At 71.1% G+C, this 16,039-nt stretch carries 18 protein-coding genes, 1 pseudogene and 1 riboswitch; of the genes and pseudogenes, 9 read left to right on the forward strand and 10 right to left on the reverse strand.

Going from position 1 to position 16,039, the window contains the following annotated elements; genetic code table 11:
* A partial coding sequence (locus FF36_RS08445; protein WP_044884441.1) for an RNA-guided endonuclease TnpB family protein occupies positions 1-537 on the forward strand: 537 nt, incomplete at its 5' end.
* Between the two features lie 322 nt (positions 538-859).
* Here FF36_RS08445 and FF36_RS08450 read toward each other — a convergent pair.
* The 3 genes from FF36_RS08450 to FF36_RS08460 all read right to left on the reverse strand — a co-directional run bounded on the left by FF36_RS08450 (position 860) and on the right by FF36_RS08460 (position 2,566).
* On the reverse strand, positions 860-1,612 hold the full coding sequence (locus FF36_RS08450; RefSeq protein WP_242418553.1) for a class I SAM-dependent DNA methyltransferase: 753 nt from the start codon (positions 1,610-1,612) through the stop codon (positions 860-862).
* A 105-nt stretch (positions 1,613-1,717) separates the two neighbouring features.
* Positions 1,718-2,032 (reverse strand): transcriptional regulator, encoded by a 315-nt coding sequence (locus FF36_RS08455; protein WP_044884443.1) that lies wholly within the window; start codon positions 2,030-2,032, stop codon positions 1,718-1,720.
* A gap of 162 nt (positions 2,033-2,194) precedes the next feature.
* Entirely contained in the window at positions 2,195-2,566 is a 372-nt protein-coding gene (locus FF36_RS08460; protein WP_044884521.1) for a hypothetical protein, read from the reverse strand.
* A 192-nt stretch (positions 2,567-2,758) separates the two neighbouring features.
* Between FF36_RS08460 and FF36_RS08465 the strand changes: the two genes are divergently transcribed.
* From FF36_RS08465 to FF36_RS08475, 4 genes and pseudogenes are all read left to right on the forward strand, one after another.
* On the forward strand, positions 2,759-3,994 hold the full coding sequence (locus FF36_RS08465) for a helix-turn-helix domain-containing protein (protein WP_044884444.1): 1,236 nt from the start codon (positions 2,759-2,761) through the stop codon (positions 3,992-3,994).
* On the forward strand, positions 3,991-4,557 hold the full coding sequence (locus tag FF36_RS08470; RefSeq protein WP_044884445.1) for a GNAT family N-acetyltransferase: 567 nt from the start codon (positions 3,991-3,993) through the stop codon (positions 4,555-4,557). Before FF36_RS08465 ends, FF36_RS08470 begins: the two co-directional genes overlap by 4 nt.
* A 279-nt stretch (positions 4,558-4,836) precedes the next feature.
* A partial coding sequence (locus tag FF36_RS37455) for a lamin tail domain-containing protein (RefSeq protein ID WP_242422389.1) occupies positions 4,837-4,991 on the forward strand: 155 nt, incomplete at its 3' end.
* 1 nt (position 4,992) lies between these two features.
* Positions 4,993-6,150 (forward strand): annotated as a pseudogene (locus FF36_RS08475) (SdiA-regulated/phytase-like domain-containing protein); the annotation flags it as partial.
* A gap of 69 nt (positions 6,151-6,219) precedes the next feature.
* Here FF36_RS08475 and FF36_RS08480 read toward each other — a convergent pair.
* The 6 genes from FF36_RS08480 to FF36_RS35885 form a co-directional block, all read right to left on the reverse strand.
* Positions 6,220-7,392, reverse strand: a complete 1,173-nt coding sequence (locus FF36_RS08480; protein ID WP_044884446.1) for a S8 family peptidase — start codon at positions 7,390-7,392, stop codon at positions 6,220-6,222.
* 68 nt (positions 7,393-7,460) lie between these two features.
* Complete coding sequence (locus FF36_RS08485) at positions 7,461-8,438, reverse strand: hypothetical protein (RefSeq protein ID WP_044884523.1); 978 nt, start codon at positions 8,436-8,438, stop codon at positions 7,461-7,463.
* A gap of 137 nt (positions 8,439-8,575) precedes the next feature.
* Complete coding sequence (locus FF36_RS08490; RefSeq protein ID WP_044884524.1) at positions 8,576-9,115, reverse strand: peptidase inhibitor family I36 protein; 540 nt, start codon at positions 9,113-9,115, stop codon at positions 8,576-8,578.
* Between the two features lie 963 nt (positions 9,116-10,078).
* Positions 10,079-10,456, reverse strand: a complete 378-nt coding sequence (locus FF36_RS34820) for a hypothetical protein (RefSeq protein WP_128423271.1) — start codon at positions 10,454-10,456, stop codon at positions 10,079-10,081.
* 110 nt (positions 10,457-10,566) lie between these two features.
* Complete coding sequence (locus tag FF36_RS35880; protein WP_313954319.1) at positions 10,567-11,001, reverse strand: TetR family transcriptional regulator C-terminal domain-containing protein; 435 nt, start codon at positions 10,999-11,001, stop codon at positions 10,567-10,569.
* 6 nt (positions 11,002-11,007) lie between these two features.
* Positions 11,008-11,160, reverse strand: coding sequence for a TetR/AcrR family transcriptional regulator (locus FF36_RS35885; protein ID WP_199865355.1), 153 nt, complete (start codon positions 11,158-11,160; stop codon positions 11,008-11,010).
* Between the two features lie 140 nt (positions 11,161-11,300).
* A riboswitch (adenosylcobalamin (AdoCbl) riboswitch) is annotated at positions 11,301-11,460 on the forward strand.
* A gap of 2 nt (positions 11,461-11,462) precedes the next feature.
* Between FF36_RS35885 and FF36_RS08505 the strand changes: the two genes are divergently transcribed.
* The 4 genes from FF36_RS08505 to prpB all read left to right on the forward strand — a co-directional run bounded on the left by FF36_RS08505 (position 11,463) and on the right by prpB (position 15,106).
* Positions 11,463-11,675, forward strand: a complete 213-nt coding sequence (locus tag FF36_RS08505; RefSeq protein WP_044884448.1) for a CbtB domain-containing protein — start codon at positions 11,463-11,465, stop codon at positions 11,673-11,675.
* Positions 11,676-11,689: 14 nt separating this feature from the next.
* Complete coding sequence (locus FF36_RS08510) at positions 11,690-12,601, forward strand: CbtA family protein (protein ID WP_044884449.1); 912 nt, start codon at positions 11,690-11,692, stop codon at positions 12,599-12,601.
* Between the two features lie 82 nt (positions 12,602-12,683).
* Positions 12,684-14,192 carry an MmgE/PrpD family protein gene (locus tag FF36_RS08515; protein WP_044884450.1) on the forward strand — a complete coding sequence of 503 codons (1,509 nt, stop codon included), beginning with the start codon at positions 12,684-12,686 and terminating at the stop codon, positions 14,190-14,192.
* Positions 14,192-15,106, forward strand: a complete 915-nt coding sequence (gene prpB, locus FF36_RS08520; protein WP_044884451.1) for a methylisocitrate lyase — start codon at positions 14,192-14,194, stop codon at positions 15,104-15,106. The genes FF36_RS08515 and prpB overlap by 1 nt, the downstream gene beginning before the upstream one ends.
* Before the next feature lie 55 nt (positions 15,107-15,161).
* Here the strand turns inward: prpB and FF36_RS08525 are convergent, their stop codons facing one another.
* Positions 15,162-15,875 (reverse strand): VIT1/CCC1 transporter family protein, encoded by a 714-nt coding sequence (locus FF36_RS08525; RefSeq protein ID WP_236705415.1) that lies wholly within the window; start codon positions 15,873-15,875, stop codon positions 15,162-15,164.
* Positions 15,876-16,039: the final 164 nt, after the last annotated feature.

The raw sequence follows: 16,039 nt of genomic DNA on the forward strand, positions 1-16,039 counted from the left end.
CGGGACCTGTCCCGCAAGAAGAAGGGTTCGGCGAACCGGGCCAAGGCCAGGCTGAAAGTCGCCCGTGCGCATGCGCGGGTGGCCGACGCACGGCGCGATTTCCACCACCAGCTCTCCACCAGGCTGATCCGCGAGAACCAAGCGGTCGCCGTGGAGGATCTTGCGGTCAAGGGGCTCGCCCGGACACGGCTTGCCACATCGGTGCACGACGCCGGATGGTCCGCGTTCGTCGGGATGCTGGAGTACAAGGCCACCCGGTACGGCCGGGTGTTCGTCCGGATCGGTCGCTTCGAGCCCACCTCGCAGGTGTGTTCGACCTGCGGTGTGAAGGACGGCCCGAAGCCGCTGGACGTCCGGGAGTGGACGTGCGCGGCCTGCGGGTCGCATCTCGACAGGGACGTGAACGCGGCGGTCAACGTCGCGAAGGCCGCCGGACTGGCGGCGTCTGCCCGTGGAGCGCAGGTAAGACCGGCACCCGTGCCGGCACCGCGCGGCGAAGCGGGAACCCACCCGAAGCTTGCCCCCGTCGGGGTGTAGCAGGCGGGAATCTCCGCCCTTCAGGGCGGAGAGGATGTCAATCGTGCGCCCACTCCACCTGCTGATCGAGTCTCTCGGCGCGCAGGGTGGGAGGGCCGTCGTCACCGGCCTCGGGGCGACGAGATGGTCGCGGTCTCGCGTGAGGGGTGCCCGAACCCGGATCCGCCGGTCCGGCCCACCCGTTCACATACCCTGGACTGATCGACTTGGGGAGCAGATGCCGGACGACTGGCAGCAACTCAAGAATCTTGAACGGCGCCAGCTCGCCTCCCCGAAAGCGTCGCGTTCCTGACGACCGGAAGAATGTCGAGCCGGGCGGAGATCAGCAGGTAGCGGGACGCTGATCCGTGGCTCGCGGGGGCTTGCGCCAGACGGAGACGTGACTTTCGCTGTCGGTGGTGAAAGGGCTGCCGTCCCAGTCGGCGAACCGGCTCTCCGGCTCCAGGCCGGCGAGTTGCGCCATGAGGTCGCATTCGGCCGGCCAGATGTATCGGAACTCGCCGGAGCCGTGGCGCACCGTCCCGTCGGCCTCGTGCCAGTAGTGGTGGGAGGTGCACCGCTGGGTGGCGAGGTCGTAGGTGTCGAGCACGAGGTGTCGATCATCGGTGCGGATCGGGACCGCGGACTGGCCGGGAGGCAGGCGCCGTAGCGGCGGCACCCACAGCTCAACGACAAACCGCCCGCCGGGGGCGAGATGCCGGGCGGCGTTGCGGAAGCATGCCACCTGCTCCGCCTGGGTGCGCAGGTTGGAGATGCTGTTCCACACCAGAAAGACGAGGGAGAACTCGCCGGGCACAGCGGTCGTGGCCATGTCGCCGACGACCACGGGCAGGGTCGCCTCATCGACCTTGCGGCGCAGTCGGGCGGCCATCGAGGCCGACAACTCGATGCCGGTCACGGGAACGCCTCGGGCGGCCAGCGGGATTCCGACGCGACCGGTGCCGATCGCGAACTCCAATGCCGCGCCCGAACCGGCGAGACGGGCCAGCAGATCGACGGTCGGACCGAGCACCTCCGGCGCGAACTTCTCGGCGGAGATGGTGTCGTAGTGCTCTGCCGTTTCGTCGTCCCACACCTCGCTGCTCGTCACGGCGCCGCAGGCTAACGGGCGGAAAGCAGCTCTGTCGACCCATTTTCCATGCCTGGTTCGCCTGCTCCGCGAGGCAGGCACGCTATGGGCTTAGGCGATCTGACGAAGATCATCGCCGTAGTCAAAGATGATCCGCATCCGGGCGCCCAGCGCTCGGGCGTACCGGCTCAGCGTCGCGACCTCATTGACCTCGAGGTCACCGTTTTCGATCTGGCTCACCCGTCCGGGGGAGACGCCCATCAGCTCGGCCACCTGGCGCTGGGTCAGCCCGAGCCGTTTGCGCTCCTCGGCGAGATGGAAGGCGCCGACCCAGGCCTCGGTACGCGCCCGCTCGACGGCGAGCGCCTCGTCGTCGCCGTCATGCAGGTCGGCACGGATGTCCTGCCAATCATGGAACTCGGTCATGAGCCTTCCCGCCGTTTCCGCTCGAAAGCCAGCCATCCGTCGTATGCGGCCTCCGCAGCCGGGATCGCAGTCTTGTACCACCGCGACCAGTCGCTGGCCTTGTTGCCGGCGATCAACAGCGCCGCCTGCGACTCCGCCGCATTGTGACGCAGCCAGTCGGTCTCAGTCGGTGAGGTGGTTGATCGCGCCGGTGCGGACGGCGGCGCAGATCTGGCGCCAGACGGCGGCGGGGATCTCGATGTGGTGGCTGCCGAGGTAGCCGTAGCGGAGGTGGACGTGCCCGTCCCGCTCGGCGGCGAGGCCGCCGCTGGCGGCGGTCCAGGGGGTCCAGGCGGCGTTCAGCCGGTGGAACGCTCCCCGGTCGCCGGCGCGGATCTCCGCCCGCAGGGCGAACCAGATCGCCCTGGGCATCCGCAGGTCCGGGTCGGTGCCGGCCGTGTAGCTGATGGCGACGGTCTCACCGTCACGGGCGAACGCGACGTCGGGACTGACAGCGGGCCGGCGCCAGGCGAGCTGGTCCGGGGGGCTGGCCATGGTCGCTCCTGCGTAGTGGTCTCCGGTGACCCGTCGGCGCGGGACCATCCGGGTTCCTCGCCGACATGGGCAGTCTGTGCACGTGACCGGGTGACCGCCAGGTGTGCGCACGATGCGTGCGGTGCCGTGCCGTGCTGTGCGCCGCTGCGGCCGCGGACCCGACGTCAGGCGAACGGGGAGGAACAGCGACGGGTGAACGAGGACAGGACCGGCGCGGCGGCGCTGGGGCGGCGGATTCGGAGTCTGCGCGGCCGGATGAGTCAGGACACGCTGAGCCGACGGATCGGGTTTCATCGGACCCGGATCTCCAAGGCCGAGAACGGGGAGCTGCCCTCCGCCGATCTGTGCGCCGCTCTCGACGACTACTGGCGGACCGGCGGGGAGATCGCCGCCTGGCAGGCCCGACTCGAGGCGGCACGAGACGGCGACGGCGACGGCGCGGCCGGGACCGACCGCAGGCAGGTTTTCGAGTTCTCCGCGGCCGGGTTGATCGCCGCGGACACCTACCGGCGGCGCGCGCGCCGCAACCCGGACGTGCTCACCCTGACCGAACTCGACGACGAGCTCGACGGTCATGCGGCGGTGTTCACGACCACGCCCCATGCGATCCTCGCCCCGCGGGTGTATCGCACCTGGCAGTCCGCCGAGCGGCTCCTCGACGCGGGCGCCAAGACCAGGGCACAGGCGAAACTCACCCAGATAGCCGGCTACTCGGCGTACATGCTGTCGCGGCTGGCGTTCAATCTCGGCGATCAGGCCGCCTCGCGGCGCTTCGTCACCCAGGCCGGCGACCACTCCGACCAGATCGACGACCCGGTGCTGACCGCCTCCATGGCGGCGATGTCCTCCACCCTGGCGTTCTACGGCCACCAGTACGCCGAAGCCGTCGAAGCCGCGTGCCGGGCACCCGACCATCCCTACACCCGGGCCAGGCTCGCGGCCTATGAGGCGCGGGCCCTGGCCGCCCTCGGCGATCCGGCCGGCACCCGGGAGGCGCTGGAACGGATGCGGCGCGCCGTGATCGATGTCCCGGCCCGGCCGGGAAGCTCGCCGTTCGGACCTGCGACGGCCGAATCGTTCACCGCCGGGGTTCTGGCCCGTCTCGGCGCGGGCGACGAGGCGGAGCCGATCGCCCGCGGCGCCGTCGACGCCTTCGAGCGCGGTCGGGCCGTCGGCTTCGAGGACCACGGCCACGCCGTCATGGTTCTCGCGACCGCCCTCGTGCGCCGCCCGCGACCTGATACGGCCGAGGCGGCCCGGCTCGGGATGCGGGCCCTGGCGATCCTGGCCGCGAGCCCGACCCAGACGCTGATCAGCCGCGCGGGACGGCTCGCGGCCGATCTCGCCGGGCAGGCTCCCCTCCCGGAGGTCGTGGACTTCCGTGAACGGCTCAACGCCGTTACCCGGCCGGCTTTGATGGATGGATGATCCTCGACATAGGCGAGTCGCTCCCCGCGGTCATGGTGCCGACCGTGCGTACCGAGCGGCTCATCCTGCGCGGGTGGACCGCCGATGACATCCCCGCCTACACCCGGATGGCGTTGAACCCGCAGATGAGCCGCTACACCGGATCGCCGTCGAGTGAGGGCGCGGTCTGGAACATGTTCGCGTTGCAGATCGGGCACTGGGCCCTCAACGGCTTCGGTATGTGGCTCGCGCACGAGCGGGCCACCGGGGAGTTCATCGGACGCGCCGGCCTTTACCGGGAGTACGGCTGGCCCGGCCTGGAAGCCGCCTGGACCATCCGCCCGGAGCGGTGGGGGGAGGGATTCGCGACCGAGGGCGGTGCCGCCGCGATCGAGTACGCCTTCGTCGGTCTCCGCGCCGACCGGGTCATCTCGATCATTCACCCGGAGAACGCGGCGTCCATCCGGGTCGCGGGCAAGCTCGGCATGACGTTAGCGGAAGCCACCGAGCGTAACGGTCAGCCGCGGCACATCTACGCGATCAGCCGTCCCGACTGGCGGCCGCTCAGCGCGGGATCTCGGTGAGCTGTCCGTACGTGTGTACCTGTGCTAGGGGCCGTCCGTGCTGTGTGGTCATCCGTGCTATGTGGTCATCCGTGCTGCCCATGCCGTTGGTTGCGTGTTCAACCTCTGGTCGTCGGTGTGCAGGAGGCTCCGCGAGGAGCGCGAGCTCGCCTCCGCCTGCCCATGACGCCTGCCCATGACCCTGCACGAGGAGCAACTGCATTGCGTAGATATTCGCGTGGGAAAATGCGACTCGCTGTCGCCACAGTTCTGGCCGTCGCCGCCCTCGGCCTGTTCGGTATGCCGGCGGTGGCGCAGGGGCCGGCGGACGTGCGGATCAACGAGGTCGAGTCGAGCGGTGGATCGCCCGGCGACTGGGTGGAGCTGACGAACATCGGTTCGGCGGCTGTGGACGTCTCCGGCTGGGTCGTCAAGGACAACGACGACTCGCACGTNTTCACGGTGGCGTCGGGCACGTCGCTGGCGGCCGGGGGACATCTGGTTCTCGATGTCGATCCGGTGTTCGGCCTCGGTAGTTCCGATTCGGTGCGGCTGTATCAGCCGGGTGGTACGACGCTGGTCGATTCCTACACCTGGACCTCGCATGCGTCGACGACCTACGGGCGCTGCCCGGACGGCACCGGTTCGTTCACGACGACCACCGCGTCGACCCGAGGCGCGGCGAACGCCTGCCCCGCCAGCGCGTGGCCCGGCGGCTCGGCCGTCGCCACCGCGGACGACGCGAACGTGTTCGGCACGAACCTCAGCGGCCTGTCGTTCCAGAGCTCCGGTGTTCTGTGGGCGGTGAAGAACGGCCCCGGCACGCTGTACCGGCTCGTGCCGAACGGCGCGAAGTGGCAGCCCGACACGACCGGCGGCTGGGCCTCGGGCAAGGCGCTGCACTACGCCAGTGGGACCGGTGATCCCGACGCGGAGGGCGTGGTCACCACCCCTGACGGCGTGGTCGTCTCCACGGAACGGGACAACAGCAACAACGGCGTCAGCCTGCTGAAGGTCCTGCGGTACGACGGCTCCGCCACGGGCACCTCGCTGAACGCGACCGCGGAATGGAACCTCACCTCCGACCTGCCTGCCGTGGCGGCCAACAGCGGGCTCGAGGCCATCTCGTGGATCCCCGACACGTACCTCACCGCGCACGGCTTCCACGACGAGCACACCAACACCGCCTACGACCCGGGCGCCTATCCCGGCCACGGCAGCGGCCTGTATTTCGTCGGTCTTGAAGCGAACGGCACTGTCTACGCCTACGCGCTCAACCAGAGCGGCGGCGGCTACACCCGGATCGCCACCGTTTCGAGCGGCTTCGCCGGGGTCATGGACCTCGAGTACGAGCCCGCGACCGGCCACCTGTGGGCCGAATGCGACGACACCTGCCAGGGTCGCACCGCGACGCTCGACATCAACGCCGCCGGCCGGCTCGCCGTCACCGCCGTGTACGCCCGCCCCTCCGGGATGTCCAACTACAACAACGAGGGGTTCGCCCTCGCCCCGCAGGACACCTGCTCGGCCGGGCACAAGCCGGTCGTCTGGTCCGACGACGACAACGACTCCAGCCACGCGCTGCGCAGCGGCACCCTGACCTGCACACCCTGACGTCCCGACAGGGGTGGGCGGCCCGGCCGAGCCGCCCACCCCCATCACTCCCGTCGGGCGCAGGGTGGGTCAGCGGGCCGTCGTCCGGGAGTAGAGCAGGGCGTTCGGGGAACCGTCGCCGACGTTGGTCAGCGCGCCTTGGGTGGCGGCGTTCACGATGGCGGTGCGGACCCGGTCGGGGCCGGCGCCGGGATGGGTGCTCAGGAAGAGGGCGGCGGCTCCGGTGACGTGCGGGGCCGCCATGGAGGTCCCGCTGATGGTGTTGGTGGCGGTGTCGGAGGCGTTCCAGTCGGACGTGATGGCGGTGCCGGGGGCGAACAGGTCCACGCACCTGCCGAAGTTGGAGTACGAGATGTCGCGGCTGTCGTCGGCGGTCGTCGCGCCCACGGTGATGGCGCGGGGAAGTCGGGCGGGGGAGAAGTCGCACGCGTCGCTGCCGCCGTTGCCGGCCGAGACGGAGTAGGTCAGGCCGGCGTTGATGGACTGGCGTACCGCCAGGTCCAGCGCCCGGGACGCGTCGCCCTCCAGGCTCATGTTCACCACGGCGGGGCTGGCGTGGTGGGCGGTGATCCAGTCGATGCCCGCGATGACGCCGCTCACTGTGCCGAAACCGTCGCAGTCCAGCACCCGTACCGCGACCAGGCGGACCGACTTGGCGACGCCGTACGTCGATCCACCCACGGTCCCGGCAACGTGCGTGCCGTGGCCGTTGCAGTCGTCGGTGCCGTTACCGTCGCTGATGGACGAGAAGCCGCCCGAGGCACGGCCGCCGAAGTCCTTGTGGCTGGTCCGGATGCCGGTGTCGACGATGTACGCGGTGACGCGGGCACCGGTCGAGTCGTAGGTGTACTTGTGATCCAGCGGGCGGTCGCGCTGGTCGATGCGGTCCAGTCCCCAGTCGGGCCGCCGCTGCGTGATGTCGGCCCGGACCACCTGGTCGGCCTCGACGTAGGCGACGTCGGGGTCGGCGCGCACTGCGGTGAGCTGCTGGGCGTCGAGCCGCGCCGCGTATCCGTTCACGGTCTGGCGGAACTCCCGGTCGACCCGCACGCCCATACCCCGGGCACGGCCGACGGCGGGCGCCGGACCGCTCGGCGACGCGGCGGATTTCAGCACGACGATGTACTGGCCGGCGGGGTCGGATGGGGCTGCGAGGGCGGCGTCCACCGCGGCCGTCTGCGCCACGACGAAAGCGGTGACGAGCCCGCCGGTCGCCGCGAGTCGACAAAGGCTTCTTCTCATTGGTTCTACTCCTCCGGGCCGCGCCGGATCGGCGCGCCGGTCGCGGGGCGGGTGCACCGGGAGGCGGATCAGCCGAGCCCGAGGCCGCGCGCGACCGTCAACTGGATCTGGTTGGTCTGCCGGATGCCCTCCAGCGCCTTCCGGTTGGCGGCGAGGTCGGGGCGTTGGAGCTCCGACTCGACGTCGAACCAGACGCCGACCAGATTGGTCTGTTTCTTACAGGTGATGTCGGTCGCCGCCACGGCGGTTTCCGTCGCCGACACCGGGCCCGTGCGGAACCGCGGATCGGCGGCGGCGTCCAGCGGCGACGAATAGTGCAATCCATGCCTGCCCATGCAGGCCGACCAGGCGCGCAGGACCTCCTGCACGCGCCCGTCGCGGCCGGATGCGAAATAGCTGGTCTGGGAGAGCCGCTGCGCCAGGTCCGGGTCCGTGCCGGCGGGTGCGCCCGCATTCAACCGGCGTTTCGCCTCACCGGCACAGCCGCCGGCCGGGATGGGGCGCCCGTCGACGGCGCCTGGATGCCGGCCGGTGAGGATGTCGAGGGTCCCGGGATCCGGTGTCGTCGCCGATTCCGCGGGCGTCGGGGGTTCGCCGGCCGGTCGAGGCTTCGACACGCGGTAGCCGGCCGTCGCGGCCAGTGCCGCGTCGGTGATGCCGTAGCGGCGTTCGTTCAACGTGGCCGGCAGGTCCGAGGCGACGGGCCGCGGCCGCGGATCGGGCAACCCGAAGCGGCGCGTGCACTGGGCGAGCAACGCCCGGTACGCCCGGGCGACCGACGCGGATTCGCGCGGGCTGAGCAGGTACCGGTCGAGGGGAAGGTGCAGCGCGGCGCCGTCGAGAAGCACCGGCGGCCGGACCGCCGCCACGGCGGCGGGCGCGCTGGAGCGCGTGCCCCCGCAGCCGGCGACGAAGGCCGAGACGAGGGCTACGGAGAGGGCCAGCGCCGCCGCCGGCGCCCACCGGGAGGCGAGGTCGGGCCATTCGGGGGCGGCCCGCCGGCGGGGGGCATGATGCCGGCCGAAACGGCCCGCCTGGTGGGGCATCGGTCTCCTGTCGGTCACCGCGGCCGGCACAGCCGATCAGGGCCGATCCTGATCGTCCGGTTGGGGACGGGACCGGCCCTGAAACGGCGCGTTGTCGGCGGGAGCGGTCTAGCGATTGGATCGGTTTTCTAGCGGGCTCAGACCCAGATGAAGGACTCGACGTTGTTGATGAACGTGCTGGTGAAGTTGCCGCCGCTGCTGGGGGCGATGGTGCCCCAGGTGCCGGTGCTGTTCACGCCGGTGTAGACGCGGGCGGTGAGGTGCTGGTCGTAGTTCCAGGCGGATTCCGAGTTGTTTCCGACCCGGGCGCCCTGCCCGGCGCCGGGCGAGCTGAAGGTGTTGTTGTTGAGGTTGTTGTCCGAGAAGAAGAAGTCCGCGTGGCTGCCCCCGTAGTTCCGGAAGTACCACAGACAGAGGTCGCCGTCGCCGTTGCTGTACAGGTTGCAGGCCCCGTCGAGGTGCTGCGCGCTGACGCCCCCGCCGTTGCGGCCGGACCTGGTCGTCGCGGCGGCGCTGAGACCCGAGCTGCTCTTGGCCACCGGTGCGCTGGTCCCCGGAGTGGTGGCCGATCCGCCGCCGCTGGCGGCGAGGGCGGGTTGCCCGACGGCGACGACGCCGGCGACTGCCACCCCGCCAACGGCGACGGCGAGGCTCCGGCGAAGGGAGGTCCTGTTCATGTCCATGCTCCTTGCGTCGATGAGAAAATGTTTGAACGCCGCTCCCGCAACGACGTCACGTTGCCCCGGACGCCCTTCCCAGGCACGTCAGATGAATCGCCCGCGCGGCACGCGCATCGTGGTCTCCGGGTGCCCCGGCGGGTCTGGTCGTGACCTGATGAAAGTTGCTTCAACAATGAGGCTTCGTCGCTGGACTTGGTTTCGGTGGTAAAGCGACTGCCTGGTTGGGGAGAATGCTGGGTGCGGATTGAAAGTATGGCGTCGGGTCCGCGGTGTCCAGGATGCCGCCGTAGCGCGTGTCGAGCTGGAGTCGCGGGTTGTCGAGTGGCGCATGTCCCGTCTAATCGGGGAAATTCCGGCTGCTTTTCCCGTGCTGGCGGGCGTATCCGGGTGGTGGTCGGGGCAGGAACGGCGGCGGTGACGGATACCTGACACCGCCGGCCGCCGGGAGTTTCGGCAAACGGACTCGTTCCGTCCGTCTTGCCGGCGCACCAGGGTGTCTCGTGTGGCCGATCGGCGGCCGTCGACGGCGCCGGCAGCCTTCTCGAGGCCCCTCTTCCGCTGTCCTAAAGCCCCTGACCAGGCAAGGCGTGAAGCCGTCGAGTGGGCGAGCCGTTCGGCGTGCTCCCGTGGGGCGGATCGCCGACGCGGGCACACCCGGCGTGCCCGCAGCCGTCGGGGATCGGGCATCGAAGGCTGGGCGACTGGGGCCGACGGCGCCCGTCCGCGGTATCCCGTCCGCGGTATCCCGCCCGCGGCATCCCGCCCGCGCCGGGCCCTGTGGTGTGGCGGGCTCTGCGGGTGTGGCGCGTGAACGAGCGTCGATGAAGGAGTGCCGTCCGAACAGGACGGATGCGGGCGTCGTTCGAACGACTATTCGGCGCGGCTTCCGCGCGCCACCGAAGATCGCCGTTCTTTGACTATCGAAATAGTCGGGAACATCTTGTCTGACTCTTTGTATGGTTATACTTTTTCGCGGTCATCCCTGACAACGATGAGAGCGGTGGCGACATGGGCGAGCGTGCTGGCGATCAGTTGGTCGAGGTCCGGTTGTGCGGGCGGCCGACCCGGTCCGGAAAACCGTGCCGGATGCGCCTCTACGGGCCCGAGATCGCCTGCCGCACGCACCTCACCGAGCACGAGCGCGACGTCGCCGAGGCGTACCAGCGGGGGATGGGCGACGGTCATCGTTGCGGCTGGGAAAACGGTCAGGAAATTGGAAAGCAGCAGGTCGAGCGGCTCCAGCGGCGGATCCGGGAGCTCGAGGGGCTGCTCGGCCGCGGGCCGCTGCGCCACGAGGCCGGCGCCGAGCGGATCGTCGAGATCGACGGGTAGCGGCATCGTCCGGCGCCTCGACGAGGGGCGTTCGGAACCGGCACGTGATCGGTCCGCCGGGCCCGGATATCAGCGACGGCTAGTGGCGGGCGCTGGTATCCGAAAGGTCGGTGGTGTCAGCGGCGTCGGCGGGGGGGCAGGGCGAGGACTTGCTCGGCGGCGTCGCGGATCATCGAGGGCGGGGCGCCGCACGCGCCGACCGTCTCCAGCCCGCGCAGCACGACCAGCACGAGGCCGGCCAGCCGGGCGGGATCGTGGCCGGCGGCGAGCTCACCGGCTCGCTGCGCCTCGCTGACGCACTCGGTCAGCAACGCGTGCGCCTCGGTGAGAACCCGGTTCACCCGCTGCGCCACCTCGGGGTCCGTGCCGGCGAGCTCTGCGGCGCTCTTGGCCATCAGGCAGCCGCGTCGCTCGACGTCGCCGACGATGATCGCCACCATCCCGTGGACGTGCCCCGCCAGCCGCTCGAACGGGCTGCCCGCTGCGCGCAGATCGGCCCGGATCGCGGCGGCCGCCTCGTCGCAGTAGCGGTCCAGGGCGCGCAGGAACAGCGCGTGCTAGTCGCCGAAGGCGCCGTACAAGCTGCCCCGGCCGAGCCCGGTGGCCGCCGTCAGGTCGTCGAGCGAGGTGGCGGTGTAGCCGGTCGCCCAGAACTGGTCGCGCGCCGCGCACACGACCTGGTCCTCGTCGAATGTGCGTGGTCGTGCCATGCAATTGAGGCTACCGTATAGTTTACCGTATGGTCCATAACGGGCTCCGGGGTAGGTGGGCATTGTGTGCCCGATCGGTCCGTTACCTGGGCGATTGCGCGCTTCGCGCGGTTCGTCGGCGTTGACAGGGGCCTGGCGCGAACCGCATACTCCGATCGCTTGTGTGAGGAAGCCGGTGGGAATCCGGCGCGGTCGCGCCACTGTGACCGGTCTGCCTGTCCGTGTGGGCGGCGGTACCGGGAGTCAGACCCGAGCACAGGTGGTCCGAACAACCGGGACGCACGATCCCTGAGGGGGCTTCCATGACCACACCCGTTGCCCAGCCACGGCAGCGATCCATCTCCTTCCCGCTGACCGCCCGCCGGGCGGCGCTCGGGCTCACCGCGCTGCTGTCGCTGCTGCTGCTCTACTTCATCGGTGTCGACCAGGGCGCCACGTCGCTGTTCGGCTCGGATACCCACCTCCACGAGTTCGTCCACGACGCGCGCCACTTCCTCGGGTTCCCCTGCCACTGAGCGGGGGCGGGAAGATGGAGTTCCGCTACATCTACCGCGGTCTGGGGGCCGGCCTGCTGGGCGGGCTGCTGGCGTTCGTCTTCGCCCGCATCTTCGCCGAGCCCCTCGTCCAGGAGGCGATCGACTACGAGGACGGGCGGCACGAGGCGCAGGAGGCGCTGGACGCCGCGGCGGGTCTCACCGCCGGCGCCCACGACCACGGCGAGGTCTTCAGCCGCTCGGTGCAGCGCAACCTGGGCATCGGCGTAGGGATGGCGCTGTTCGGGCTGGCGGTGGGCGGCCTGTTCGTCGTCGTCTACCTGATCGTCTCGCGCCGCTACCCGAACATCCGGCCAAGGGTGCTGGCCGCGCTGCTCGCCGGGGCCGGCTTCGTCGGTCTCTACCTCGTCCCGTTCGCGAAGTATCCGGCCAACCCGCCGGCGATCGGGCACGAGGAGACGATCGGCGCCCGCAGCGCCCTGTACGTGACGATGGTCGCGGTCTCGGTGGTCGCGTTGGGGCTCGCGGTCGTGGTGGGCCGGTGGCTGGCGGGTCGCGTCGGCACCTGGAACGCGAGCCTGGTCGCGGGGGTCGTGTTCCTGGTGCTCGTCGGCGTCGCGATGGCCCTGCTGCCCGCCTACGGGCATCTCGGTGCGAACCGGGCGGAGTTCGGTGACTTCGCCACCGAGACCCCGCAGCCGCTCACGGCCCCGAACGGCACGATCGTCTACCCGGGTTTCCCCGCCGACGTGCTGTTCCGGTTCCGGTTCTACTCGGTGGTCAGCCAGCTCGTCCTCTGGGCGACGATCGCGCTCGCCTTCGGCCAGCTTGCCGAACGCCTCGCCGTCGCGCCGGCCCGCCGGCAGGCGCGGACCGCCGCGTCCGCAGCCGACCGGCCCGCCCCCGCACCGACCACCGCCCCCGCACCGACCACCGCCGCCGGCTGAGCCCTGGCCCGTTCCCGGACGCCGGCTGTTGCCCGGGCGTCCGGGAACGGGGAACACGACGGGGAGGACGGGGGCGCGCAGGATGATCGATCACGAGGTGCGGGTACACCGCAGCGCCGAGCGGTTGGAGCGGCCGGACCAGCTTGCCTGGAAGATCGCCGCGGTGGCGGCGGACTCGGTGGAGGTGGTGCCCGAGGTCGCGGAGATGGTGATCAATCGGGTGATCGACAACGCCGGGGTCGCGGCGGCGTCGCTGCGCCGTCCGCCGGTTGCCGCCGCCCGCGATCAGGCGGTGCGCCATCCGGCTGCGCCGGGGCGGGTCGGCTCGACGGTGTTCGGCCTGCCGCGCGAGGTTCGGGTGTCGCCGGAGTGGGCGGCGTGGGCAAACGGCGTTGCGGTGCGGGAGCTGGACTTCCATGACACGTTCCTCGCCGCCGACTACTCCCATCCCGGTGACAACATCCCGCCGATCCTCGCCGCCGCGCAGCATCTCGGTCTCGGTGGCCGGGACCTCGTCCGGGGGATCGTCACCGGCTACGAGATCCAGGTCGCCCTGGTCCGTGGGATCTGCCTGCACCAGCACAGGATCGACCACATAGCGCACCTCGGCCCGTCGGTCGCCGCCGGTCTCGGGTCGCTGCTCGGCCTGTCCACCGAGGTCGTCTACCAGGCGGTGCAGCAGGCGCTGCACACGACGACGACGACCCGACAGTCCCGCAAGGGGCAGATCTCGAGCTGGAAGGCGTACGCCCCGGCGTTCGCCGGCAAGCTCGCCGTCGAGGCGGTCGACCGGGCGATGCGCGGGCAGGGTGCGCCGTCACCGGCCTACGAGGGTGAGGACGGGTTCGTGGCCTGGCTGCTCGACGGACCGGGCGCCCGGTATGTCGTGTCGCTGCCCGGATCGGGCGAGGCCCGGCGCGCCATCCTCGACACCTACACCAAGGAGCATTCGGCCGAGTACCAGAGCCAGGCGCTGATCGATCTGGCCCGCCGGCTCGGCCCCCGCCTCGGTGACCTGTCTCGCATCAGGAAGATCACGATTCACACCAGTCACCACACCCACCAGGTGATCGGCTCGGGTGCGGGTGACCCGGAGAAGTACTCGCCGACGGCCAGCCGGGAGACGCTCGACCACTCGATCCCCTACATCGTCGCGGTGGCGTTGCAGGACGGCGACTGGCATCACGAGCGGTCCTACGCCCCGCAGCGGGCGGCGCGGCCGGACACCGTGGCCCTGTGGCGGAAGATCGTCACGGTGGAGGATGAGGAGTGGACGCGCCGCTACCACGCGGCGGACCCGGCGGAGAAGGCGTTCGGCGGTCGGGTCGTCGTCGAACGGGACGACGGTGACCCGGTCATCGACGAGATCGCCGTCGCCGACGCCCATCCGCTCGGCGCGCGGCCGTTCGGACGGGCGGAGTACCTCGCGAAGTTCCGCCGGCTGACCGAGGGCGTGGTGTCCGCCGAGGAGCAGGACCGTTTCCTCGACGTCGCCGTCCGCCTACCCGAGCTCGCCCCGGACGAGCTCGGTGGGCTCACCCTGGTGCCCGAGCGGCCGCCGGCCACCGGCGAGACGGCGGGGATCTTCTGATGCTGCATGCCCGCACCCCACCCCACGCCCGCCGGGCCGCGCTGCGCGCCGCTTTGGCGTCGGGCCGGCTGCTGCGTTTCCCCGGGGCGTTCAATCCGTTGACCGCCGTCCTCATCACCGAGCTGGGCTTCGACGGGGTCTACGTCTCCGGCGCGGTGCTGGCCGCGGACCTGGCCCTGCCCGACATCGGCCTGACCACGCTGACCGAGGTCGCCGGCCGGGCCGGGCAGATCGCCCGGGTCACCGACCTGCCGACGCTCGTCGACGCCGACACCGGCTTCGGTGAGCCGATGAACGTCGCCCGCAGTGTCCAGGTCCTCGAGGACGCCGGGCTCGCGGGCTGCCACCTCGAGGATCAGGTCAATCCGAAGCGCTGCGGCCACCTCGACGGCAAGACGGTCGTGCGGGTCGAGGAGATGGTCCGCCGGATCCACGCGGCCGTCGTCGCCCGCCGCGACCCGAACTTCGTCCTGTGCGCCCGCACCGACGCCTGCGGTGTCGAGGGCCTCGACGCCGCGATCGAGCGGGCCCGCGTCTACGTCGAGGCCGGCGCCGACATGATCTTTCCTGAGGGGTTGGCGGATGCCGCCGAGTTCGAAGCCGTCCGTGCGGCCGTGGACGTGCCGATCCTCGCGAACATGACCGAGTTCGGCAAGAGCGAGCTGCTCACCGCCGCCACGTTGGAATCGGTCGGGGTCAACGTCGTCATCTACCCGGTCACCCTGCTACGCCTCGCCATGGGCGCCGCCGAGGACGGCCTGCGCCGCCTCGCCGCCGACGGCACCCAGACCGGGCTCCTCGACCGAATGCAACACCGATCCCGGCTCTACGAACTCCTCGACTACGCCGCCTACAACACCTTCGACGACAGCGTCTTCACCTTCCGCATTCCGGGATCGCCCGACGGCGCGTGATTGCAGGCGGGCGCGTGACTCTAGGCTGGCTGGTGACCCGGCGGGGGCCCGGCTCTCAGCCGCCGGCGGCGTCGGCAAGGACGCCGACCAGGGCGGTCACCGCCATCGCCACGCAGCCGCCCAGCACGACGCGCAGCGTGGGGCGCAGCAGCGCGGTGCCCGCGGCGCGCGCCGCCAGCGCCCCCGCGACCGCCAGGCCGAGCACGGTCACCGCGACGATGAGCAGGAGCCGGGCGGTGCCCGCGGGCGCCGCCATCCCGATGAACGGCACCAGCGCGCCGAGGGTGAAGCTACCCGCCGACGCCGACGCCGCCTGCAGGGGCCGGGCCTCGTTGATCTCGTTGTGGCCGAGCTCGTCGCGCAGGTGGGCGCCGAGGGCGTCACGCTCAGTAAGTTCCTCGGCGACCTTCTCCGCCAGGTCACGCGGCAGGCCGCGGCGCTCGTAGATGCCGACCAGCTCCGCGAACTCCGCCGCCGGGCTCGCCGCGAGCTCCGCCCGCTCCAGGGCGATGTCGGCGCGCTCGATGTCGGCCTGGGCGCTGACCGAGACGAACTCGCCGGCGGCCATGGACAGCGCCCCCGCCGTCAGCCCGGCGAGGCCCGCGGTGAGGATCGCGCCGCTCGACGCGCCGCTTGCAGCCACACCGACGACGAGGCTGGAGGTGGACACCAGCCCGTCGTTCGCGCCGAGGACAGCCGCGCGCAGCCAGCCGGCCCGCTGCGCGCCGTGACGCTCCCGGTGCCGGGCCATCGTGCTCGCTGCCGCCATGCCGAGCATTTCAGCATGGGCAGACCGGACCGGACACCCGCGAATGCCCTTCCTCACTGTGACAATCGCCCCGCGGCGCGAGGCCGTTGCCGGCTCTGCCCGCCGCTGCTCACTGGCCGCGCCACCGCTCACTGTCGGTGCCGCCGCTCACTGTCGGTGCCGCC

Source organism: Frankia torreyi (assembly GCF_000948395.1).
GTDB lineage: Bacteria > Actinomycetota > Actinomycetes > Frankiales > Frankiaceae > Frankia > Frankia torreyi.